16 protein-coding genes and 1 pseudogene are annotated in these 19,605 nt (G+C 68.5%); 4 read left to right on the top strand and 13 right to left on the bottom strand.

From position 1 onward, the window contains the following. Positions 1–729: 729 nt before the first annotated feature. The 7 genes from F3L20_RS32270 to tap form a co-directional block, all read right to left on the bottom strand. On the bottom strand, positions 730–1,173 hold the full coding sequence (locus F3L20_RS32270) for a hypothetical protein (RefSeq protein WP_150157651.1): 444 nt from the start codon (positions 1,171–1,173) through the stop codon (positions 730–732). A gap of 239 nt (positions 1,174–1,412) precedes the next feature. After that, positions 1,413–1,889 carry a hypothetical protein gene (locus F3L20_RS32265; RefSeq protein ID WP_206338961.1) on the bottom strand — a complete coding sequence of 159 codons (477 nt, stop codon included), beginning with the start codon at positions 1,887–1,889 and terminating at the stop codon, positions 1,413–1,415. Next, positions 1,889–2,344 carry a DUF6228 family protein gene (locus F3L20_RS32260; protein ID WP_240811018.1) on the bottom strand — a complete coding sequence of 152 codons (456 nt, stop codon included), beginning with the start codon at positions 2,342–2,344 and terminating at the stop codon, positions 1,889–1,891. Before F3L20_RS32260 ends, F3L20_RS32265 begins: the two co-directional genes overlap by 1 nt. A 642-nt stretch (positions 2,345–2,986) precedes the next feature. Then, positions 2,987–3,460: a VOC family protein gene (locus tag F3L20_RS32255; RefSeq protein ID WP_150157650.1), complete on the bottom strand. Its 474-nt coding sequence runs from the start codon at positions 3,458–3,460 to the stop codon at positions 2,987–2,989. Positions 3,461–4,368: 908 nt separating this feature from the next. Then, complete coding sequence (locus F3L20_RS32245) at positions 4,369–5,229, bottom strand: alpha/beta fold hydrolase (protein WP_150157649.1); 861 nt, start codon at positions 5,227–5,229, stop codon at positions 4,369–4,371. Positions 5,230–5,396: 167 nt separating this feature from the next. Beyond that, positions 5,397–5,954, bottom strand: a complete 558-nt coding sequence (gene tpg, locus F3L20_RS32240) for a telomere-protecting terminal protein Tpg (RefSeq protein ID WP_150157648.1) — start codon at positions 5,952–5,954, stop codon at positions 5,397–5,399. 9 nt (positions 5,955–5,963) lie between these two features. Then, positions 5,964–8,198, bottom strand: a complete 2,235-nt coding sequence (gene tap / locus F3L20_RS32235; protein WP_150157647.1) for a telomere-associated protein Tap — start codon at positions 8,196–8,198, stop codon at positions 5,964–5,966. 271 nt (positions 8,199–8,469) lie between these two features. On the opposite strand from tap, the gene F3L20_RS32230 reads away from it, so the two are divergent. Next, positions 8,470–9,222, top strand: coding sequence for an SDR family NAD(P)-dependent oxidoreductase (locus F3L20_RS32230; protein ID WP_150157646.1), 753 nt, complete (start codon positions 8,470–8,472; stop codon positions 9,220–9,222). 162 nt (positions 9,223–9,384) lie between these two features. On the opposite strand, the gene F3L20_RS32225 is transcribed toward F3L20_RS32230, so the two are convergent. After that, a complete protein-coding gene (locus F3L20_RS32225) occupies positions 9,385–9,759 on the bottom strand; it encodes a hypothetical protein (RefSeq protein ID WP_167534737.1) in 375 nt (124 codons plus the stop codon). Beyond that, positions 9,756–10,010 carry a hypothetical protein gene (locus F3L20_RS32220; protein WP_145828843.1) on the bottom strand — a complete coding sequence of 85 codons (255 nt, stop codon included), beginning with the start codon at positions 10,008–10,010 and terminating at the stop codon, positions 9,756–9,758. The genes F3L20_RS32225 and F3L20_RS32220 overlap by 4 nt, the downstream gene beginning before the upstream one ends. A gap of 251 nt (positions 10,011–10,261) precedes the next feature. Here F3L20_RS32220 and F3L20_RS35025 point away from each other — a divergent pair, with 251 nt between their 5' ends. Continuing rightward, complete coding sequence (locus F3L20_RS35025) at positions 10,262–10,444, top strand: hypothetical protein (RefSeq protein WP_240811017.1); 183 nt, start codon at positions 10,262–10,264, stop codon at positions 10,442–10,444. Next, positions 10,441–10,578, top strand: coding sequence for a hypothetical protein (locus tag F3L20_RS35020; protein ID WP_240811016.1), 138 nt, complete (start codon positions 10,441–10,443; stop codon positions 10,576–10,578). The genes F3L20_RS35025 and F3L20_RS35020 overlap by 4 nt, the downstream gene beginning before the upstream one ends. Before the next feature lie 213 nt (positions 10,579–10,791). On the opposite strand, the gene F3L20_RS32210 is transcribed toward F3L20_RS35020, so the two are convergent. Beyond that, complete coding sequence (locus F3L20_RS32210; protein WP_150157645.1) at positions 10,792–12,564, bottom strand: serine/threonine-protein kinase; 1,773 nt, start codon at positions 12,562–12,564, stop codon at positions 10,792–10,794. 246 nt (positions 12,565–12,810) lie between these two features. Beyond that, positions 12,811–13,098 carry a hypothetical protein gene (locus F3L20_RS32205; protein WP_150157644.1) on the bottom strand — a complete coding sequence of 96 codons (288 nt, stop codon included), beginning with the start codon at positions 13,096–13,098 and terminating at the stop codon, positions 12,811–12,813. A 770-nt stretch (positions 13,099–13,868) separates the two neighbouring features. Here F3L20_RS32205 and F3L20_RS32200 point away from each other — a divergent pair. After that, positions 13,869–17,510, top strand: a complete 3,642-nt coding sequence (locus F3L20_RS32200; RefSeq protein ID WP_240811015.1) for a S8 family peptidase — start codon at positions 13,869–13,871, stop codon at positions 17,508–17,510. Positions 17,511–17,668: 158 nt separating this feature from the next. On the opposite strand, the pseudogene F3L20_RS32195 reads toward F3L20_RS32200, so the two are convergent. Beyond that, positions 17,669–17,889 (bottom strand): annotated as a pseudogene (locus tag F3L20_RS32195) (amino acid ABC transporter permease); the annotation flags it as partial. A 10-nt stretch (positions 17,890–17,899) separates the two neighbouring features. Then, the gene (locus tag F3L20_RS32190) at positions 17,900–19,360 is read right to left on the bottom strand and encodes an MFS transporter (protein ID WP_150157643.1); all 1,461 of its coding nucleotides are present in this window, start codon (positions 19,358–19,360) and stop codon (positions 17,900–17,902) included. Positions 19,361–19,605 lie beyond the last annotated feature (245 nt).

The raw sequence follows: 19,605 nt of genomic DNA, 5'->3' as shown, positions 1-19,605 counted from the left end.
GCCGGGGGTGGGTGGGCCGTGACGGGGCCGGTGTACGGACGTAGCGGGGGCGGAAAGGGCCCGGTAGGTGTCGGCAGGAGGCCGTGGACGGGCGTAGCGAGGTGCCCGCCCACGGGTGCCGGCGCTTACCGGGTGGCCTGGCGGTGGGGGGAGGGATGCGGGAACGCTGGAATGCGTCCTCCTGGTCCTGGAGCTCGGCGGCCGCAGCCTCCAGGACCTCAGGCACCGTCCGGCCAGCGTCGGCGGTGCCCGTACCAAGCAGGAGGAACCTGTGTCGCTCGTCCACGGCAAGGTAGCGGTCAGCAGCCATGCAACGCGCTCGGCAAAACGCGGTTCGGGCACGGGGATCTCGATTTCAAAGACAGCATCGGTCCCGCCCGGGTTGCCGGGTGGGACCGATCAGCTGGGTGGTCGTGAAGGGCGGTCGCCTACGCGGCGAAAGGCTCCATGAGGCTTCAGCCGAACGATCGTCCTCATGGGCAATAGGTGAGGCCCGGGGACACTGTCCCCTCCACAACCACGCCTCCTACAACCACACCCGGCGCCTGAGTGTTCCCGGCGCCCTTCGGTCCGCGACCGTCACCATCCGCGCCTGGCAGAAGATGCCGGGCAATGCGGACGCGTACCAGAACGCGCTTCAACGCATCGCCGAAATCGCCTACTCGACCGGACTTGAGGCGCCTCCCTCGACGAGGCTCACCGCTCCTGACTTTGGCTGAGCCGATGCCGTCAGTAGCGCACCTCGTGGGCCTCGTACCCCCTGAGTCCCGCTGTGACGAGGGCGGGCACGAGTGTGTCCAGGTACCAGGCAAGGTCGGTGAATGCCGGTGCCGAGGGAATGGGCCGACGGTCGATGCTGGGAATGAAAGATACATCTGTGCGACCGGCGTGGAACATGAGCATGCCGCCGGTCTGCGCCTCCGCGTGGTAGACGTTGAGGGCCACGGTGTACGGCAGGTTGGCCGGCGAGTCCAGCACCGCCAGCGCCTCGTCGATGTGCTCGGGTGTGCTGTCGTACCATTCGTAAGAGTCGTCCTCGTCGTTGACCATGTATGCAACGTGGCCGACTGGTATCACGGCGGACCACCCCAACCTGGTCAGGGCGTCCAGAAGGGCGCGCGCGGTGGTCGGTCGTGTGAAGGTGAAATCGATGTCGGCGTCTCTGGATCCCACGGGGCCTCCATACGGCTTGAGCGATTGCGTTTTCCAGCTGTAGGTCCCCGAGCCCACGTTCCGCGACGACGACAGCGACGCCACGCCGATGTCGGCTGAGTCCTCGCGGTATCTGGCCGGACTGCGTGGCCCGGTCCGTAGGTGCTTGCCGTCAGTACCGGTGAAATCCGTCCACCGCCGGTCGGTGCCCTGGGCCAGGCGTGTGCTTATCCTCGACGTGAGTGGGGGCGCTGTCCTGACTATGTGTCACAGAGGTGTTGGTGAGTGCGCCAGAGGCGACTGAGGGCTTCGAGTTCGGTTCGGGGGAAGTGCTCACCCCACTTGCCTCGGTACCCGCTCTCGCCAAAGGTCTGGGCGACCTCGTCGAAGCAGCGGATCACCGCGCGGGAAAGCTGGTCGATGCCGAGCTGGCATGACCAAATCTCCGTTCCCCTGTTGTCGTGATCGTTGCCATCGCGCAGCTCCAGCACGCGGCTCCAGACATCCTCGCCCTCGCGGTAGAAGATCCACCGGTAGGCTGTCGGCTCGGCCTCGAATTGGACACGGGCCTCCCTTTCACCCGCGACGAGCCGGACCATCGCGGTCAGGAAATCTTCGGGCGCACTGGTGATGTAGGACGCGGTGAGCTCGGCCTTCGCCTGATGATCCTCAAGGGTAATGTCGGCCCACCCGTGTGCCCCCAGAGTCCAGGTGATGCGGATACCGGAGCCGGACATCACTGCTGCTCTCCGGCGAGGAACTGCCGGATGTCGGAAGCCAGGGAAGCCATCTGCTCGCCGGCCTCCAGCCAGGTGGTCACTGCTGCGCCCCAGCGGCCCGCGGCCTTCGGCCATGGGTGCAAGTTCCAGGTCAGTCCGACGTACCCGCCGGAGCGGAAGACGGCCGACACCGCCAAGTCCCGGTCGTTGGTCTGCCAGCTCCGTTCGCCGTCCCATCCTCGGTAGTCGGCGGCGAGCCCTTCCAGGAACGGGGCGAGATCCCTGTCCCAGCTCCAGGCGACGACCTCGTTGACGCGAGCGGTCAGACCCGGGGCCTCCAGCTCGACGGCATAGTGCACAGAGTCTGCGTCGAAGCTGAACCGGTCGCAGAACGTCACACCGATGGACGCATTGTCCTGGCAGCGGATCGTCACACGGGGCCTGACGTCAGTGCTGTCGTCGAGAGAGGTCACGGGCAGAACGCTAGGTCAGGACCACGTGCGCCGTCATTCGGATTCATGCGGCTGGCCTGTCGGCGTGCGGTGGTCCCCAACAGCTTCCGCTGTCACTGGTTCCCCGTACCGGCTACGCATGGTTGATCAGCTGTGGAACGGTGTTACGCCAGCGCGTGGCCGCGTTGGGTACCCAACCGACGAGTCGCAAGGTGATCGGCTCGCTCGGCTCCAGGTGGGCTCTGGAAGTCCCGCTGACCGATGACGGGCTTGCCGAACTCGAAGCGCAGATAGGTGTGCGGTTGCCGGACGACTACCGGACGAGCCGCCAAAGCCAACACGAACTCATCAACCCACCCCGCCCCACCCACCCGCGCCTCAACGCTCACCCCACCAGCGTGAAACCCCACCACCCCAGGACGCGCGGGAAGTTCACGAATGCCACAGAACCGACCACACCCCTGACCAGCACCCCGCCACCCTTGACCAGCAACGACCACACACGCCCGAACCTGGCCCCTCAAGTAGTGGTGGCGGCACCTGTTCGGTGGCCGGTCAGCTGGGGCCGCACGCGTCGGCCGGGACATCGCGGCGCGTGCGTGCCCCGGTGGTATCACCGACCCGCTCGGTCGCACCTGACGCATCCGGTCAGCAGCGCAGTGGTCAGGCTTCGGTATCGGTGCGTGCCAGGATGCCCTTGAGCAGGCCCGTGGACTGGCCGACCTCGATGAGGTGGCCATCCGGGTCGCGCATGTAGCAGCGCAGCTCGGCGCGCCGGTCGATGGGCGGGGTGAGGAACTCGGCTCCCTTGGCGCGGGCTGCCGCGTAGAAGCCGTGGATGTCCGCCACCCGTACGTTCAGGAAGCTGGAGACGGTGTGGCGGTCCTCCGGCGGGCGCAGGACGACATCGGGCTTGTCATCGGTGGGCCCGCCGCCTGGGTTCATGATGATCCAGCTGTTGGCGACCTTGATGATGCAGGGGTTCTCCTCCAGCACCACCTGACCGCCCAGCACATCGGCATAGAACGCCCGCGAGCGAGGGACGTCACCGACCGTGAGAAAGTGCGTGAGCAGCAGACCCTCGGCCGGTGCGGGAAGGTCGTCGGCTGTGGCGCCGGCGGCGATGAAATCGGACATACGGCGAGCGTAGGGCGGGAGCCCTCGCCCGGCATTCCCATCCGGCAGACCCCGCCGGGCACGGCCCGCCGACACGGCCGGCCGCTGAGCGCCGCCAACCCACTGGTTCCACCCAATCGCTACCACGGACACTCTGACCTGACCCGGACAGCACATGCTGCAACCCAATAGGCGTGGCTGCCATTCTCGTCGTCGATCATGGACTGTTCCGGTGTCCCGTAACTGGGCTGGACACCAGCGGACAGCGCTGACAGGCATGGCTCAATCTGGATGTCGTTGTCAGACTTCTGGCCGAACCTGGGCCGGGTCCTCGGCAGTGAAGTGGCAGCGCACGAGATACGGCCGCGGCTCGTCGTCATTCTCGGCTCCCGGTCCAGATTGAAGGCGCCGCAGCTCGCCTGTCGTGATTTCCACGGTGAGGAAGTATGCACGAGCACCCACCTAGCGACATCTCGATATCGCCTCCGGCCAGGGGACGAACGCGCAGCCCCGTGCGGGTGGGTGTACAGCACATACGCGCCGCCGTCCTCGGCCGGCTTCCGGACTGGTACTTGGAGATGCACGAACGACGGCGCAAAGCGCACTCCTCGCAGCGCATCCGCGTGAGCACGGCATTGCACACCTGACGAACTGGCGGGCGCTGGCCCGGCACCTCGGCCGCCGTGAACACACCACCCGAAACTGAGGGCCGGAGGACAACCATCAGCGCACTGCCCACACTCTCCAGGACGCCCTCGGGGTTGTGGATGGGGTGAGACGAACTGGTGGAGGCCGAAGACCCATGCCCACTACAGCGCCTGGAGACGGTCTGCCTTCGCCGGTTCTACAGGTTGAGGGGCGGCGGCTTCACGACATCGTCGCACAGATACGTCCATGTCCGTTTTTGGTCATGCAATTGCATGCCGCCGTCAGCCGTTGAAGAAGTCGCCCAGGGAGGCGGAGAGCGGGCCGGGGGCTTCCTCGGCCACATGGTGGCCGGCGTCGATGCCGTGGCCCCGAACGTCGTCGGCCCAGTCGCGCCAGATGCTGCGCGGGTCGCCGTACAGATCCTCCAGGTCGTCCCGTAGCGACCACAGGATCAGGACGGGGCATTCGATCCGCGTACCCCGGGCGCGGTCCGCCTCCTCATGTTGGCAGTCCACGGTGAGTCCGGCGCGGTAGTCCTCCAGCATGGCGCGGACGACGTCCGGATTGCGGGTGGCGGTCCGCCACTCGTCGTAATTCTCCTGCCCCATGGCTTCGGGGTCGCCGCGGTACCAGGCGTCAGGATCGGCGTTGATGACGCGTTCGGGAATATCCGGCTGGGCGAAGAAGAACCAGTGCCACCACGCGGTGGCGAACCGGGCATCCGCACGGGTCAGATGCTCGCTCAGGGGCAGGCCGTCCACGAACGCCACCCGGTTCACCGCGGAGGGGTGGTCCAGCACCAGGCGCAGTGCCACTGCGGCTCCACGGTCGTGGCCGACGAGCCCGAAGCGCTGGTGTCCGAGTGCCTGCATGACCTCGACCATGTCCTTGGCCACAGCGCGCTTGGAGTGCGGGGCATGATCAGGAGTGGGCTCGGGACCGCGGGAGCGCCCGTATCCGCGCAGGTCGGGGCAGACGACGGTGAAGCCGCGCCGCACCAGGAGGGGCGCGACCCGGTGCCAGGTCGCCGACGTCCGCGGGTGGCCGTGCAACAGCAGGAGTGGCGGGCCTTCCCCGCCGTACCGAACGAAGACAGATGCCTCACTGGTGCACACCGTCCTGGTTTTGAACTTGTCGAACACGCGACGCTCCTTCCGCTACGGGGCCCGGTCGGCGCCTCCCCACAAGCTCACCTGCCCTTGAGCTCCGAAACTCCGCCAACCTGTCGAGCTCAGTCACCAATTGCCGCGCTCAAGCGCCAACCGTCGCGCTCAGTCACGCCGGTCTCGATGGCTGTTTCCGGGGGTTGCTACAGCTCGAACTCGAGGTGTTCGATGTCCGTGAAGCGGACCTCTTCCAGGCTGCCGGCGCGGCGGCCGCTGTCCTGGAAGTAGACGTCCTTGAGTGCTTCGGCGGCGATCTCCTGGAGCTGCTGGTCGGTGGCGCCGGTATCCTGGGCGTTGAAGAGGCGGGCGGCGTACTGCGGGGGCAGGGCAACGGTCAGGTGCCGGATACGGTCCTGGTCCGTCGACCCGATCGGCGCGGTGTAGCCGAGGCGGGCGCGGGTGTCGATGACGATGCCGTCGGTGGTGGCCGCCTTCTGCCGGGCCTTGGCCCGGATCTGCGGCTGCCAGCGCTTCTTCACCTCGCGCTCCAGGCGCGCGGCGAGGTCCGGGCGGGGTCTTTTGATCTGGTCTTTCACGTAGCGTTCGACGGTGCGCTGGGAGATGCGCAGCATCTGGGCGACCGCTTTGGTGCTCTTGAGTTTCTTGACCAGGTAGCGCATCTGGGCGGGTGCGCTTTTGGGTGCCGGGCGGGTGAACGCCTTCTGCACCGCGGTCTCCAGACCGTCCCCGAACAGGCTCATCGCCTACTCCTACTCTCCGTTGTCGATGTCGGTGACGGTGCCGTCCTTGATGTAGCGGGCGAGGTTGAGGTCGGGTGCGTTGAACCGCTCGCGGACCTCTTCGCCCCACAGAACGCTCTGGGTGCCCTCGTGCTTGACCAGGCCGGGGTTGATGCCAAGCTTGAAACCGCCGGGCAGCGGCTTGCCGTCGCGGTAGGGCAGGAAGTCCAGCGGGCTCGGCCCCGACGAGGCGTAAACAACACAGTCGGACAGGATCGCGACGGGGTACTGGCCGGTGAAAGCCGCGTGCTTGACGATTTTGCGGTGCAGGTTGATCCGGGTGCGGGAGATGACCGCGGCGCGGATGTCCGGCCGCCACGTCGGGCGGGACAAGGCGCGCCACGGCTGCCCGGGCTTCCATCCCTCACCGCGCGGCCGCTCGCGCAGTTTGCCCAGGCCGCCCTTGACCGTCGCCTTGATCGCCGAGACGACGATCGCAAGGTCCGGGTCGTGGTCCTTGTAGCCGTCCATCGCGGCGAGGAAGTCGGCCGGGGTGAGGTCGGCGTCGACTCCGAGGTCGGCCATCGTGGCAAGGTAGGCGTCACGGAGCCGCTGGTACCAGCCGTCCAGATAGCGGCCGCTGTCGTACCGGACCCACGCCTCCAGCGGGCGCACCTCGTAGCCAAGCTCCACCGCGTACGCGACGGTGGGCGTCGCGTACCAGGCCGGCCCCTCAGGACACTCGCCCTTCGGCGTGAAGGGGCTCGGCAGCAGGCTGCCGTCCAGCTCCACCCACCCCTTGCCGACCTTCACGTGGGACAGGTCGACATGGGACAGGTCGACCAGCCACGAGCCGGGCAGCTTCGCATCGAACGCCGGGGCCTTGACGTGCGTCGCCTCACCGAGTCCGACGTTCAGACCGTTGGCGCCGGCCGCGAAGGCCATGTTGACGTCGATGCCGACCAGGTGCCGCAGGGTGCACTCCGCATCGGTCATCGGCCGCGCCCAGTCGTACGCCTCCTCGAACAGCTTTTCCGCCGGACCCCGTACGTGGAAACGGGGCATGTTCTTGAGGACGGGGTGGCCGTCGGGGGCCTCGCAGGGCGCCGGGTCGACCGGTTCCTTGCCCAGGCTGCCGGGGTTGTGCTCGGAGTGCCGCTTGCCGTCGGCGTCCGGTTCGGAGGCCCGGGTCGGCGGGTGCAGCGCGGTCATCAGCTCCAAGCCGGTCACCGCCGTGGAGCCGCGCGGCGTCATGACCCGGGAGGCGTACACGCCCAGGACGCGGGCGAGTTCGGCCGGAGGGAGCTGCCCGGCCTCGCCCCAGTGCCGGATGTCCAGCGCGTTCCAGGAGGGGATGCACAGCTGCACGCAGGCCCGCTCCGAGCCGGTCGCGGGGCGGTAGATCCTGGCCCACGGCCCGAATCCGCGCTTGGTCAGCTTCCACTCCGCGCGCGCGAGCTGCTTGATGACCTTGTGGCCCTCCGGTAGGCGCCCGGCAAGGCGCTCCTCCTCCGTGAGCGTGACGGGCAGGCCGTAGCGCTCCAACGCGGCCCCGGTGAGCACGATCAGTGGGTCGGCGTCCTTGCCAGGCCCGGCGAGTTTCGGCTGTCCGAGCTTGGCCTCGCGCAGCGTCCAGTCGACCAGGGCCGGGATACTCTTCGCGGGCACGTCCAGGACCAGGCCGCCGGTGCAGTACGCCAGCACCCGCCCGTCCTCGACGTCGACGACCGCCAGCGGGCCGTTCTCGAACCGCGGGTCGGTGCCGCCCGCCGGGGTGCCGGCCGGGGTCGCCTTCCTCCCACCCGGGCGGCGCGACGTCGACGACGCCCTGGTGGTGCGCGCCGGGCGGGTCGCGGCGGCCGGAGCAGCGGCGACAGGGGCAGGGGTCTGGAGGTTCTCGGTTGCAGTCCTGGCCGCAGCTTCGGACGCCGCCCCTGTCGACAGCGTCCGCGTTTCCGCCGGGGCAGGCGCGGCAGGGAACGTGGGCGTGACCACCGCGTCCTGAACCGGCGCGGCAGTGGCGTCGGTGGGGTAGAGCTCCGCGAGCTTGTCCAGCAGCCGGGCGTAGGCATCGCGCTCAGGCGGGCGGGGCTCTGTCTTGCCGTTCTCCCAGCCGGACACCGTGGCCCGGCGCACCTTAAGCGCGGTGGCCACTTCATCAATCGTCAGGCCGTGTGCGGTGCGCAGCCGCTTGCGCTCCGCCGGTGGCGGCAGCACGGCGCGGGACGCGAGCAGGGCGTCGACAGCGTCGAACAACTCGGACATGGAACCTCCTGACCGCCACCCTACCCGTGAAACGTACGAGACCCGTACGTTTCACGTACGAATCGCGTATGAATGGCGGCGGCAACAGCGACCATGGCGATGTCTTGGTGCAGCACACCGGCTTCCGCTCGGACGACCGCTCAAGCCACGGCGGACTACTTGCTTAAGCAATTATCTTGATATACTTGCTCCTGCAAGCAATTATGGATGGGGTTCAGCGAAGATCAACGTTCCACTTCATCGATATCACCGTACAACCGGAGGTACTGGCATGAATCGTCTCAAAGGGCGCGCTGCACTGGTCACAGGCTCGACGAGTGGAATCGGGCGCGGTGTCGCGGAGGCGATGGCCCGTGAGGGCGCCATCGTCGTCGTGACCGGACTCGGGGCGGAGCGCGGCGCCCGGGTAGTCGACGGAATCGTCGCGGAGGGCGGCGTCGCCCACTTCGTCGAGGCAGACCTCTCTGCGGGTGGCTCCGAGATCCGCCGCCTCGCACGGGAGGCGACGGCCTTGGCAGGCCGACCGATCGACGTCCTGGTCAACAATGCGGCCTACCTCGTGCCGCCCCACCCCATGACCGAGTCGACCGAGGAGCAGATCGACCAGGTACTGGAGGTCAACATCAAGGCCCCGTATCTCCTGACAGCAGCCCTGGTGCCCGGCATGGTGGAGAACGGCGGCGGCTCCGTGATCAACATGGGCTCGATCGGCGGCGTGGAGGGAATCAAGTTCACGTCGCTGTACGGCGCCAGCAAGGCCGGCCTGCATTCGCTGACGAGGTCATGGGCCGCGGAGCTGGCCGCCGACGGTGTGCGGGTGAACACCGTCGCCCCCGGGCCCACCCTCACGGAGTCGAACGATGAACTCCGCCCCCTGCTGGAGAAGCTCGCCGAGAGCAACCCGGACAGGCGCACGGGCAGCGTGCACGACACCGCCGCGGCCGTGATCTTCCTCGCCAGTGAAGACGCGTCACACATCCACGGTGTACTCCTGCCCGTGGACGGCGGAGCCCTCGCGATCTGAGGACAGGCCGGCTTGACGCCGCCAGCGCCAGCCGGCCTCCGGATCGTCCTCAACAATCAGTGCGCTGTCTCACGATCCTGGCACCGGTTCCGTTGGCGTCTCGCCGCGGCAGCAAAAGATGGCGGACTGCCCGGAACCGGCGCGCCGGTTCCGGGCAGTCGATCAGGTGGGATCAAGCGGGGTGATCCCGGTAGCCGTGTAGAGCTGGGGGCGCAGCGACAAGACAATCAGCGGCTCCCCCGCTCTCGCCGCATGCCATGCGACCGCCGCCGCGTGGGCCACCGGCCAGTCCACGTCCCCCCAGTTCAGGGAGTCCTTGGCATGCTCAGCGGTGAACGCAACGCTCTCCGCGAACCGCAGGGATGCCGCGTACTTCCCCACACCAGCGGCCTCTCGATCGGCAGCGACGACGGCCAGCGAGGGGACGAGGACCCGCCCCGTGCCGCGCGAGGCCTCGATGTAGAGACCTGTGAAGAACGAATCCGCCCTGTACAGAGCGGCCAGAGCGGTGTGGTCGAGGACGGCCGTCAGATTCACGCGGCGGCGCCGCCCTGGTGCGCCCGGACCTTGGCCCAGGCGTCCTGACCAGCCCGCCGGACCTGCTCGGTGTACTCGACACCCAGCTCGCGGGCCGCTTCGACGGCACGCTGCTCCCGTTCCGCTTCTGTGAGCTCCCGGGAAGCCAGCTCCGCCAGGAGCTCGGTGATCGTCGTACCGCGCTCCTCGGCAAGGACGCGCAGCCGGTCACGTACATCTTCGCTGGTCTTGATACTCGTCGGCTTGCCCATAGCGGGGATTCTACCGCCGGTAGAACGAGGGGCAACCCTCTCCTGGACGGACGAGAGCAGACTCGGTCCGCGTCACCTGCTCGGCAGGGATCAAGGCAGCCAGAGAGGGCCCTACCTGCCGCAACGTTCCGGGTCACGGAAGGCCGGCCGGAGCGGCGTAAGCCGACGATGGGGGCCCGACGGCGCCGTTCGCTTTTGCCCCGCCCGCCTCGCGGCGTGGCCTGTGGCGGAAGCGGACCCTGACGCCACCGATGCCGCCGTCGACGGACCTGCGCCGTGCCTCCGGCCGCTTGCCGCGCGACAAGCGCCTGGCCGCGCTGATCCGCGACCAGAACGCGGGCAACAGGAGGTTCGCCGAGCTGTGGGCGACCGGAGCTGTGGTCGCACACCGCGAGGACCACGAGACGATCGACCACCTGCCGGTGGCCCGGTGACCGTGAACCGCGACGTCGTCCTGACCGACGGCGGCTCCGATCTCAAGACCGTCATCATGGCCGCCTCGCCCGGCAGCCATGACGGGACGAAGCTCCGGCTCGCCGCCATCGCCGGCCGCCACGCACACCACTGAACCGACCTTCGAATCGATCGACCGACTGCACGTACGCAATGAGTGAGAGGTGACGAGTGTCCGGAACGAGCTACTGTCGGCCGCTACCGGGAGAGGGACACCGGCGAGGACGGACCACAGCAGGTAGTCGACCACAATGTGAATTCCGGCAGCCACGGCCCCGCCTGGTCGTCTTCCGACCGGCGGAGGCCCCACACTGCGCCGGTGACAGGTTCAATTTCCGTCCGTCTCCTGCGCGTTGCGCCAGATCTGCAGGTCGAGGGTGACGTAGGAGCCGGGGTCGCTCTCGCTCGACCTGCCGCGGTAGGTGGCCACCGCCACATGACCCGCGTCGCTGAGAACGCAGATCTGCGACCCTTGGGTGAGCTGGTCGAGGTCGATCTTCTCGGTGTAGCGCGTCTCCGTGCGGCAGGTCTCCAGCGAGCCCTTCCGTGCGTTGTCCAGCAGGACGAGTTTGCCGTTGTCGGTGCCGATCGATGACTCGTCCAGGAAGTTGACGACCTTGAAGTAGAGATCACCGCCGTCGTACGCCGCGTCCTCGCTCTGCACGGGGCGTGGCGGGTTGTCGGCGAGCATAAGCTGATAACCGTCTGTCAGATCGATGCCCTGGTAGGACACGGGCTTCGGGTCCTTCCTCTGTTGTCCCGCGCCCGCGCCTCCGTCACCACCCGTGGGGCCGCTGCTGGTGGCGGGGGCGCCGGCCCCCTTGTTCTCCTCCTTGCCGCCTCCGTCCGAGAGCAGGGAGCCGATGACTCCCAGGACGACCAGCGTGCCCACGACCGACGCGGCCACGATCAGCCCTGTCCGCCTGGACTTCTGGCGTACCTGCGGAGCGGAAGGCTGGTGGGTGACGGGCGGCGGCGTGTGGTTCGCGGGGTAGCCGGGCGTCGCGGTGTGGTGACCTGGCGCAGGAGGCTCAGGTGCCCGGGGGCGCACCGGCCCCGGAGCACCCGGCGCGGACGGCGTGGCCAACCCGGTCGGCGCGTACGGGTCCACCGTGCCGGGCGGCGGAGTCGACGGTGAGACCTCGGTCGGTGTCGGAGCGACGGTGGGCATCGGCTGCGGGGTCCTGGCTGGTCCGGGCAGTCGGAGCCGCTCGGTGATCGAGTCGGCGACCGTCTGCGGCAGCCAGTCCTCGCCCTGGTGCAGTGCGGTGGGCGACAGTTCGTGGCACAGCCCGATGATCTCGGTCAGACTCGGCCGGTCGGCGGGCTCACGGCTCAGGCAGCGGGTCACCATGGGCAGCAGCTCGGTCGGCAGGCGGGACAGGTCGGGGTCCTCGTGCACGATCCGGTAGAGCACCGCGTGCGAGGAGCCTTCGCCGTAGGCGGGGGAACCGATCGCGGCGAAAGCCGCGATCTGCCCCAGAGCGAAGACATCGGTGGCGGGGGTGACCGTACCGGCCGACGCCTGCTCAGGTGCCATGAAGGCCGGGGTGCCGACGCTGACGCCGGTGCCGGTCAGCGCAGTCGTGTCGGCCGCGCGGGCGATTCCGAAATCGATGACGCGAGGACCGTCGGAGGCCAGAAGTACGTTGGCGGGCTTCAGATCCCGGTGCACGATCCCCGCCCCGTGGATTACGGTGAGCGCCTCGGCCACCCCCACCGTCAACAGCAGCACACTGCGCAGCGGCAGTCCGCCGTGCTGGGCCACGGCGTGCGCGAGGGAAGGGCCCGGCACGTAGGCGGTGGCGAGCCAGGGTTGAGCGCCGTCGGTGTCGAAGTCGATGACCGGCGCCGTGTACAGTCCCTGCACCCGCTGTGCCGCTTGCACCTCTTGCTTGAACCGTCTCCGGAATTCAGGGTCCTCACTGAACTCGGGCCGGATCACCTTGAGGGCGATGGGCCGGCCGCCCGGCGTGTAGGAGAGGTACACCTTGCCCATGCCTCCCGTGCCGAGCACGGCCGCGAGGCGGTAGCCGCCTACATCACCCGGGTCGCCCTCCTGAAGTGGCTTGAAAAGGCTGGCAGAAGGTGTGCTGCTCATGATGACCCATCCCCTGTTTTCGGTTGGCAGCAGTCCGGCCCACTCCGGAGCCGGGTGGCCAAAGGGGAGCGTACCGACTGGTCTTCGCCGCCTCCGCTACGTCACGCAACGGTTCCGCTACGAAACCACCGCACCACCCACGGCGTCGATGCCGCACCGTCGCTCACGATTCACGCCCGCTGTCCGCCCTACGGGAGGGGACCGACCGGTTATGAGGGCACTGACTGCGCCGCTGGAAAGAACCGCTCAATTGTCGCAGCCGACTCTGCCGCCCCCGGAGTACCTGGTGCCGTTGACCTCCACCCATCCGGTGACTTCAGCGCAGTAGGTGTTGGCGCCGGAGACGTAGACGCCTCCGGCGAAGGTCGAGTAGTAGCCCCTGTCGTACCAGGACGTCTGCCAGACGTAGCGGCGTACGCGGATCTCCATGTTGTGCGATCCGGACCGGTTGTCGAAGGTCATCGCGCAGTAGGTACCGCTGCCCGCGTCGTCGTACCAGACCTGGAGGTACCCCACCCCGTCCGACAGAGGCATGCGTGTGACCGCAGTCCCCTTGCACGACGAGAACGGACCGGCATAGCCGGCGGGAGCGTCGGCCGGGTCGGTCGCCGACGCGGCACCCGCCCCACCGAACATGGCACCCGCCACCAGCCCGCACACCGCCGCAACGGGTAGGACCCGCCTTCTCATCCTGTCGATCCAGCTCACCGGAAGCCCCCGCTCTGTGTGGCCGACGGTCGTTGGCGCCCGGCAAGGAGAAGGCGGACGTCGCATCCCCCGGCAGAGCCCCGTCAATCCGTAAGTGACCGGCCTACCGTAGCTCAGCCATCCCTACAACGGTCGCGCTGCGCACTGCCGGTGTGCCAATACGAGCCAGGGATCCCACTGCCCCACCTGTCCCTGACCTGCGCCGCGATCCGCACCCCAGGCGGCCACTGCTTGTACGGTGGTGAGCCCACACCTGCTCCGCGCACCCCGGACAGCGGATGTCACGACACAATTCCCCGAGGCCGGACTCCTCGTGGCGACACCCTACCCAATATAATTGTCAAGTCAAGTGCTTTACACGGTTGCTCCAGGGTGATCGGATTTGATCAATCATCAACTCTGGAGATCCCGTGCGCATATCCTCCACTCGAAGATCGACCGCATCGCTCGCCGCCGTCCTTGCGGCCACCATGATCACGCCTGTGACGGCACACGCTGCTCCTCCTCCCCGACCGAACACGGTGACGACGGCCGAGCCCGGCGGCCCGCACCGTGCGCCCCTCGAAGTAACGCTGATCACGGGCGACAAGGTGACGATGTCTCAGACGCCTCGCCGGACGGCCCCCTCGGTGGACGTCCGGCGCCCACCCGGCGCACAGGGGTCGGTGCGCATCGCCACCGAGGACGGCGACACTTACGTCTACCCCGACGACGCGGTGCCCTACATCGCCACCGGCCGGCTCGACAAGCAGCTCTTCAACGTCACGCAATTGGCAGCACAGGGCTACGACGACGCCCACTCCGAGGCACTCCCTCTGATCCTGACGCACACCAAGAACTCTCCTGCGCTGAAGCGGGGCGTCACACCGCAGCCACCAGTCCCGCCCAACGCCACGCTGCCGGGCGCCGAGACCACGCTGAGGCTTCCTTCCGTGCACGGCGAAGCCGTCCGCACCAGCCGGTCCGAGGCCGCGGCCTTCTGGTCGGCTCTGACGGGCCGCGAACCCGACGCGGGCCGGTCGTCGGCGGGCAGGACCGTTGACGTCCCCGACACCTCTGGCGCACCACCACGCTTCACCGCCGACGTCGACCGAGTGTGGCTCGACAGCAAGGCACAGGCGACCCTCGCCGACACCACTGCGCAGATCGGCGCCCCCGACGCATGGGCCGCCGGAGGCACCGGCCCCGGGGTGCGGGTGGCCGTCCTGGACAGCGGGGTGGACACCACCCATCCAGACCTCGCGGACCGCATCGTGGCGTCGCGCAGCTTCGTCCCCGGTGAGGACGTCGTCGACCGCAACGGACACGGCACCCACACCGCATCCACCGCCGTCGGCACGGGAGCCGCATCCGGCGGCAAGGAACGGGGAGTAGCCCCCGACGCCGACCTGCTGGTGGCCAAGGTGCTCGGCGACTCCGGGTCCGGCGCCGTGTCGGGAATCATCGCGGGCATGGAGTGGGCGGCGCGCACCCAGCATGCCAAGGTGATCAGCATGAGCCTCGGCGTCAGTGGTTGGCACACCCAGGACGACCCGATGAGCCAGGCCGTGAACCGGCTCAGTGCGGAGACAGGCGCGCTCTTCGTCGTCGCCGCGGGCAATGACGGTCCTGGCCCGCACAGCCTCGCCGCGCCGGGAACGGCGGACGCCGCGCTCACCGTCGGCGCGGTGGACACGGCCGATCGGCTCGCCGAGTTCTCCAGTGCCGGACCGCGTATGAACGACGACGCCCTCAAGCCCGACCTGACCGCTCCCGGCGTGGACGTGCTGGCGGCGCGCTCCCAGTACATGAGCTGGGGCGAGGGCTACTACCACTCGAACAGCGGCACCTCGATGGCGACGCCTCATGTAGCTGGGGCGGCGGCTGTGCTGGCGCAGAAGCACCCGCAGTGGACCGGGCGGCAGATCAAGGACACGCTGATGAGCACCAGCGTGCCCACCCCGAGATTCACGCCTTACCAGGCGGGCACCGGTCGGCTGGACGTGGCAGCCGCCTATCGCCACGATCAGGTCGTCGCGACCGGATCCGTCGACGCGGGACTCGTACCTTGGCCGCCCAGTACGCGGCCCCAGCCGATCGAACGCGAGATCACCTACACCAACACCACCGACCGTCCCGTCGAGTTGCGTCTTTCCGTTGCCGGCGGCGACTCGCCGGCGGAGGTGTTCACGACCGTGACCGACCATGTCACGGTGCCGGCGCGCGGAACCTCGACGGTCGGCATCGTGGTCGACCCGAAAGGACTTGCCGCAGGCCAGTACACGGCCCAGGTCACGGCCCGGCACGCAACCGGTGCAGTGCACACGGCCGTAGGCATCTCCGTCGAATCCGAGAAGCACAATCTCACCATCGACCTGAAGGACCGCGCCGGCCGTCCCGTGAGCGGCGAGGTCGAGATCACGAGTGCGGACGGGCACTCCACCTTCCTGTGGATCCCCGACGGGAAACACACCAGCCGTTGGGCCCCCGGTACGTACATGGTCCACTCCCTGATGGACGTACAAGGCACTCACGGACGCCACTCCCTCGGGCTCGCGGTGCTCACGGCTCCCGAAGTGGACCTGACCGGCGACCGGCACGCGAGCCTCGACGCCTCCCGGGCACGGCAGGTCAAGGTGGCGACGCCTCACCCGACGACGGTTGTTCACAGCAGGATCGACCTGTACCGCTCCTTCACCTCGAGCACTCCGACCCCCAGTGACGGCAGTGCCCTGCGGGAAAGGATCCGCCCCTCCGCCACGTACGACAGCCTGTGGGCATTGCCGACCGGGGACAAGGTGACGAAGGGCAGCTTCGTCTTCGCCACCAGGATCCGGGCCGAACAGCCGCCTCTTCAGGTCAACGCCCCGGGTCTCCACCTCGAAGACCCGGTCGTACAACCGGGATCCCGGCCGATGACCGATGGCACTTCGCGCCTGGACGCCGTCTTCGCCGGCACCGGGTCACCGGCGGAATACGCCGGCCTGTCCGTCCGGGGCAAAGCCGTGGTCGTCCGCAGCAGCGACGCGGTGGCGCCCACCGATCAGGCAGCGGCTGCGCACGGTGCCGGTGCCGCGCTGCTCCTGGTGGTCAACGACGGCATCGGCCGCGGAAGCGACTGGTATGGCAGCCCCGACGGCGTCTCGGCGGGGCCGATTCCGGTTGCCTCCACGACAAGGGACCAGGGCAGCGAGCTGATCAAGAAGATCGCCGCCGCGCACAAGCACACCATCCGGCTGGCTGTCGAGGCACACCCCACGCCGAAGTACCTCTACGACCTCGTCGACCACCACGTCGGACGAGTGCCCGAGGACCCGTCCGCGACGACGGATCCCCGCAGGCTCGCCCGCATCGACCTGGACTTCGCACCTCCTCCGGGAAGACAGGTCACCGAGTCGCGACTGGACTTCCCGGTCTACGACTACCCGCCGTACAAGGGCATGTCACCCAACGCCCTGCCCGTCGAGGCGGTCGCCCCCGGGCGGCGCACCGACTGGGTGTCCGCGGGCAGCGGCATCACCTGGCAGCAGTCCGCCGCCCTGGACGGCTGGGGGCACTCCCAGACCGACCAGCTGACCTACCGGCCGGGCAGCGTGCACAAGGACCGCTGGTTCGGGCCCATCACACGGCCGCGCCTGATCGGCAACGAGATCCCGTTCCGGGGAGAGAACGCACTCAGCGCCTACATCCAGGGATTCGGCGACGCGGGTTCCGCGCACAGCGGCGGTTCCGGCATGTACCAGGCGATCTCGTTCTACCAAGGTGACAGGCAACTGACCAAGGTCGAAGGCTGGCCCACGCTCAGTGTGGGTGACCTGGCACCCGAGAAGCGCGCTTACCGGCTGGTCGTCGACACCGAGCACGACGGCGCGATCTCCCCCTACTCCACCAGAACCCGCACCGAGTGGAGTTTCACCTCCGGCGCCGCCGAGGGCGTGCAGGCCGTCCCGCTGGTCCAGCTGGACTACGAAACGGTGCTGGACAGCGAGGGGCGGGCCAAGCGGACAGGGCGCTTCGCCATCACGCCGGTAGTGCTCGGCAGCGACGCCCCGCATGACGCCCCGTCCTCGCTCGGGCTCGAGATCTCCTACGACGACGGTGCCACCTGGCAGCGCCAGGGCCTGAAGGAGAAGCAGGGCACGTGGCGCGTATCCCTGAACGCGCCGCACCGAGCCGACTACGTGTCCGTCCGTGTCACGGCCAAGCAGCGCAACGGCGGCGGCGTCGTGCAGACTGTCGTCCGGGCCTTCGGCCTTTGATGACCCACGGGGCCGGTGCCCGCACCGCGAGCACCGGCCCCTTCCGGAGGGAGAGGAAGGCCCAGGGTGCGTTCGTGACGGAGGTGGGAGATGACCTGCTCGGGCGGGCTTGCCGCGCCGGAGCACCCGCTGCGGCGGCGTGAGGTCCTCGGTCACGGCACGGTGTTCTTCGGTGCCGGCGTGATCACTTCGGGAACATGTGCTCCGCGAGGGCACGCTGGGTGAGCTGGTTGCGCAGCCGGTCCCAGTCGGCCGCGACCGCGAAGGCGATCACCGCCGCGACGAGGACGACGTACTGGACACCGCGTGAGGGACCGCGCCGCTGACGGCGGGTGAGTCTCTTCCTCCTCGGCTGGAGTGCTGTCTCCGGCTGCGTCATGAGGCGGACTTCACGAGGCGGGTGTCGTCGGTGCCGGTGCCGCTTCGACGGGAGGCGAGAATGGGGGGGCGGACACACGAGTACCACTGTTTCGGCTGGGCCGGGGCATCAGCAGGACAGCGAGGACCGCGATGAGGAGGGCTCCACCGAGCATGCCGAAGCCGTGGGTGTAGCCGGATTCCCGGGGCAGGCCCGTCGGGGCGAGATCGGTGGTGACGACGCTGGTCATCAGGGCGGCACCTATGGAGCCGCCCACGGTGCGGATGTTGGTGTTCATGCCACTGGCGACACCGGTCTGGTCGGGCGGCACGGCACCGACGATGAGGCTGGACATCGCGGCGAAGGCGAGACCGAAGCCTCCGCCCAAAAGCCCGGTGGCGACGTAGAGTTCCCACTTCTCACTGTGCGCGAAGGTGAGCACGGCCACAGCGAGAAGGCTGGTCAGGAGACCGCACGCGATCACGGCTCGGCCGCCGATCCGTGCGGTCATCCCGCCGCTGACCATGCCGCTGAGGAACATCATGACGGTGAGCGGAAGCAGGATCAGCCCCGACTGGGTGACGCCGGCACCGAAGCCGTAGCCGGAGGAACGGGGGGTCTGGACGAACTGCGGCACGAAGGCGAAGAGCGCGTACATGCTGACGCCCATGAGCAGCCCGACCAGATTGTTGGTCCACACCGCCGGAAGCCGCATCATCTGCATGTCCACCAGCGGAGCCGCGGACCGCTTCTCCACATGGACCCAGGACGCCGCGACGACGACGGCGCAGACGAGAAGGCCGATGGTCTTCCCGGAGGCCCAGCCCCAACTCGGTGCTCTGCTGAGTGCCACGAGCAGTGCCACCAGCCATGCTGACAGCAGCAGGGCGGGTAGCGGGCTGATGCGCCCGGGGGTGCGCGGTGAGGATTTGGGGATCACCAGGTGGGCGGCGACCGCGGCGACGGCGGTGAGGGCCATGGGGATCCAGAACAGCCAGTGATAGTCCAGGGTGTTGACGATCGGCCCCGCGAGCACCACCCCGGTACCGGCCCCGACCGCCGTCAGGGAGGCGATCGCCCCGACCGCCCCGGAGACCTTCTCCGGTGGGAACTCGTCCCGGAGTACTCCGAAGGCCAGAGGGAGGACCCCGCCCCCGACGCCCTGGATGACCCGTGCGGCTATCAGCACTGCGACGTTCCAGGCCAGCGCTGCCAGCAGGGCGCCTAGGGAGAGGGCCACCAGGGCGGCCACGAAGACGGGCTTCTTGCCAAGGATGTCGCCAACCCTTCCCATGATCGGGGTGAAGACCGATGCGGACAGAAGGTAGGCGGTCAGCACCCACGTCACCGTGGAGCGGCTGGTGTGCAGTTCCTCCTGCAAGGTGACCAGCACCGGGGTGAGCAGCGATTGCAGGAGGGAAAAGGCCAGGATGCCCACGGCGAGTACGGCGAAGACGAACTGGTGACGGGTTCGTGCGGTGGGCTGGGGCATGAAACGTTCTCCGAGCTGGTGAGGGGAGCGGCTGACAGTTCTCTGCCGAGACGGTGAGCCACCCCGGTGGTGCCGGAACCGGCCCAGGGCGCCGCCCTTCATGGATGCGGCAGCGCGGTGGCGCGGATCTGTGCCGCCTTGCGCGAGATTTCTCCGCACCCGACCGCGGATGCGGTGCCGGCGCGCAGGTCCGGCGAGGGAGTGCACTTCGGTTTCGCTGAGTGGAGCGGGGAGCATCCGCGTTC

Origin of the sequence: Streptomyces tendae, from assembly GCF_008632955.1 — a bacterium.
In the GTDB taxonomy this organism is placed as follows: Bacteria; Actinomycetota; Actinomycetes; order Streptomycetales; family Streptomycetaceae; genus Streptomyces.
Note: the sequence above shows the minus strand (reverse complement) of the source record. Positions and strands in the feature narration are given on the sequence as shown.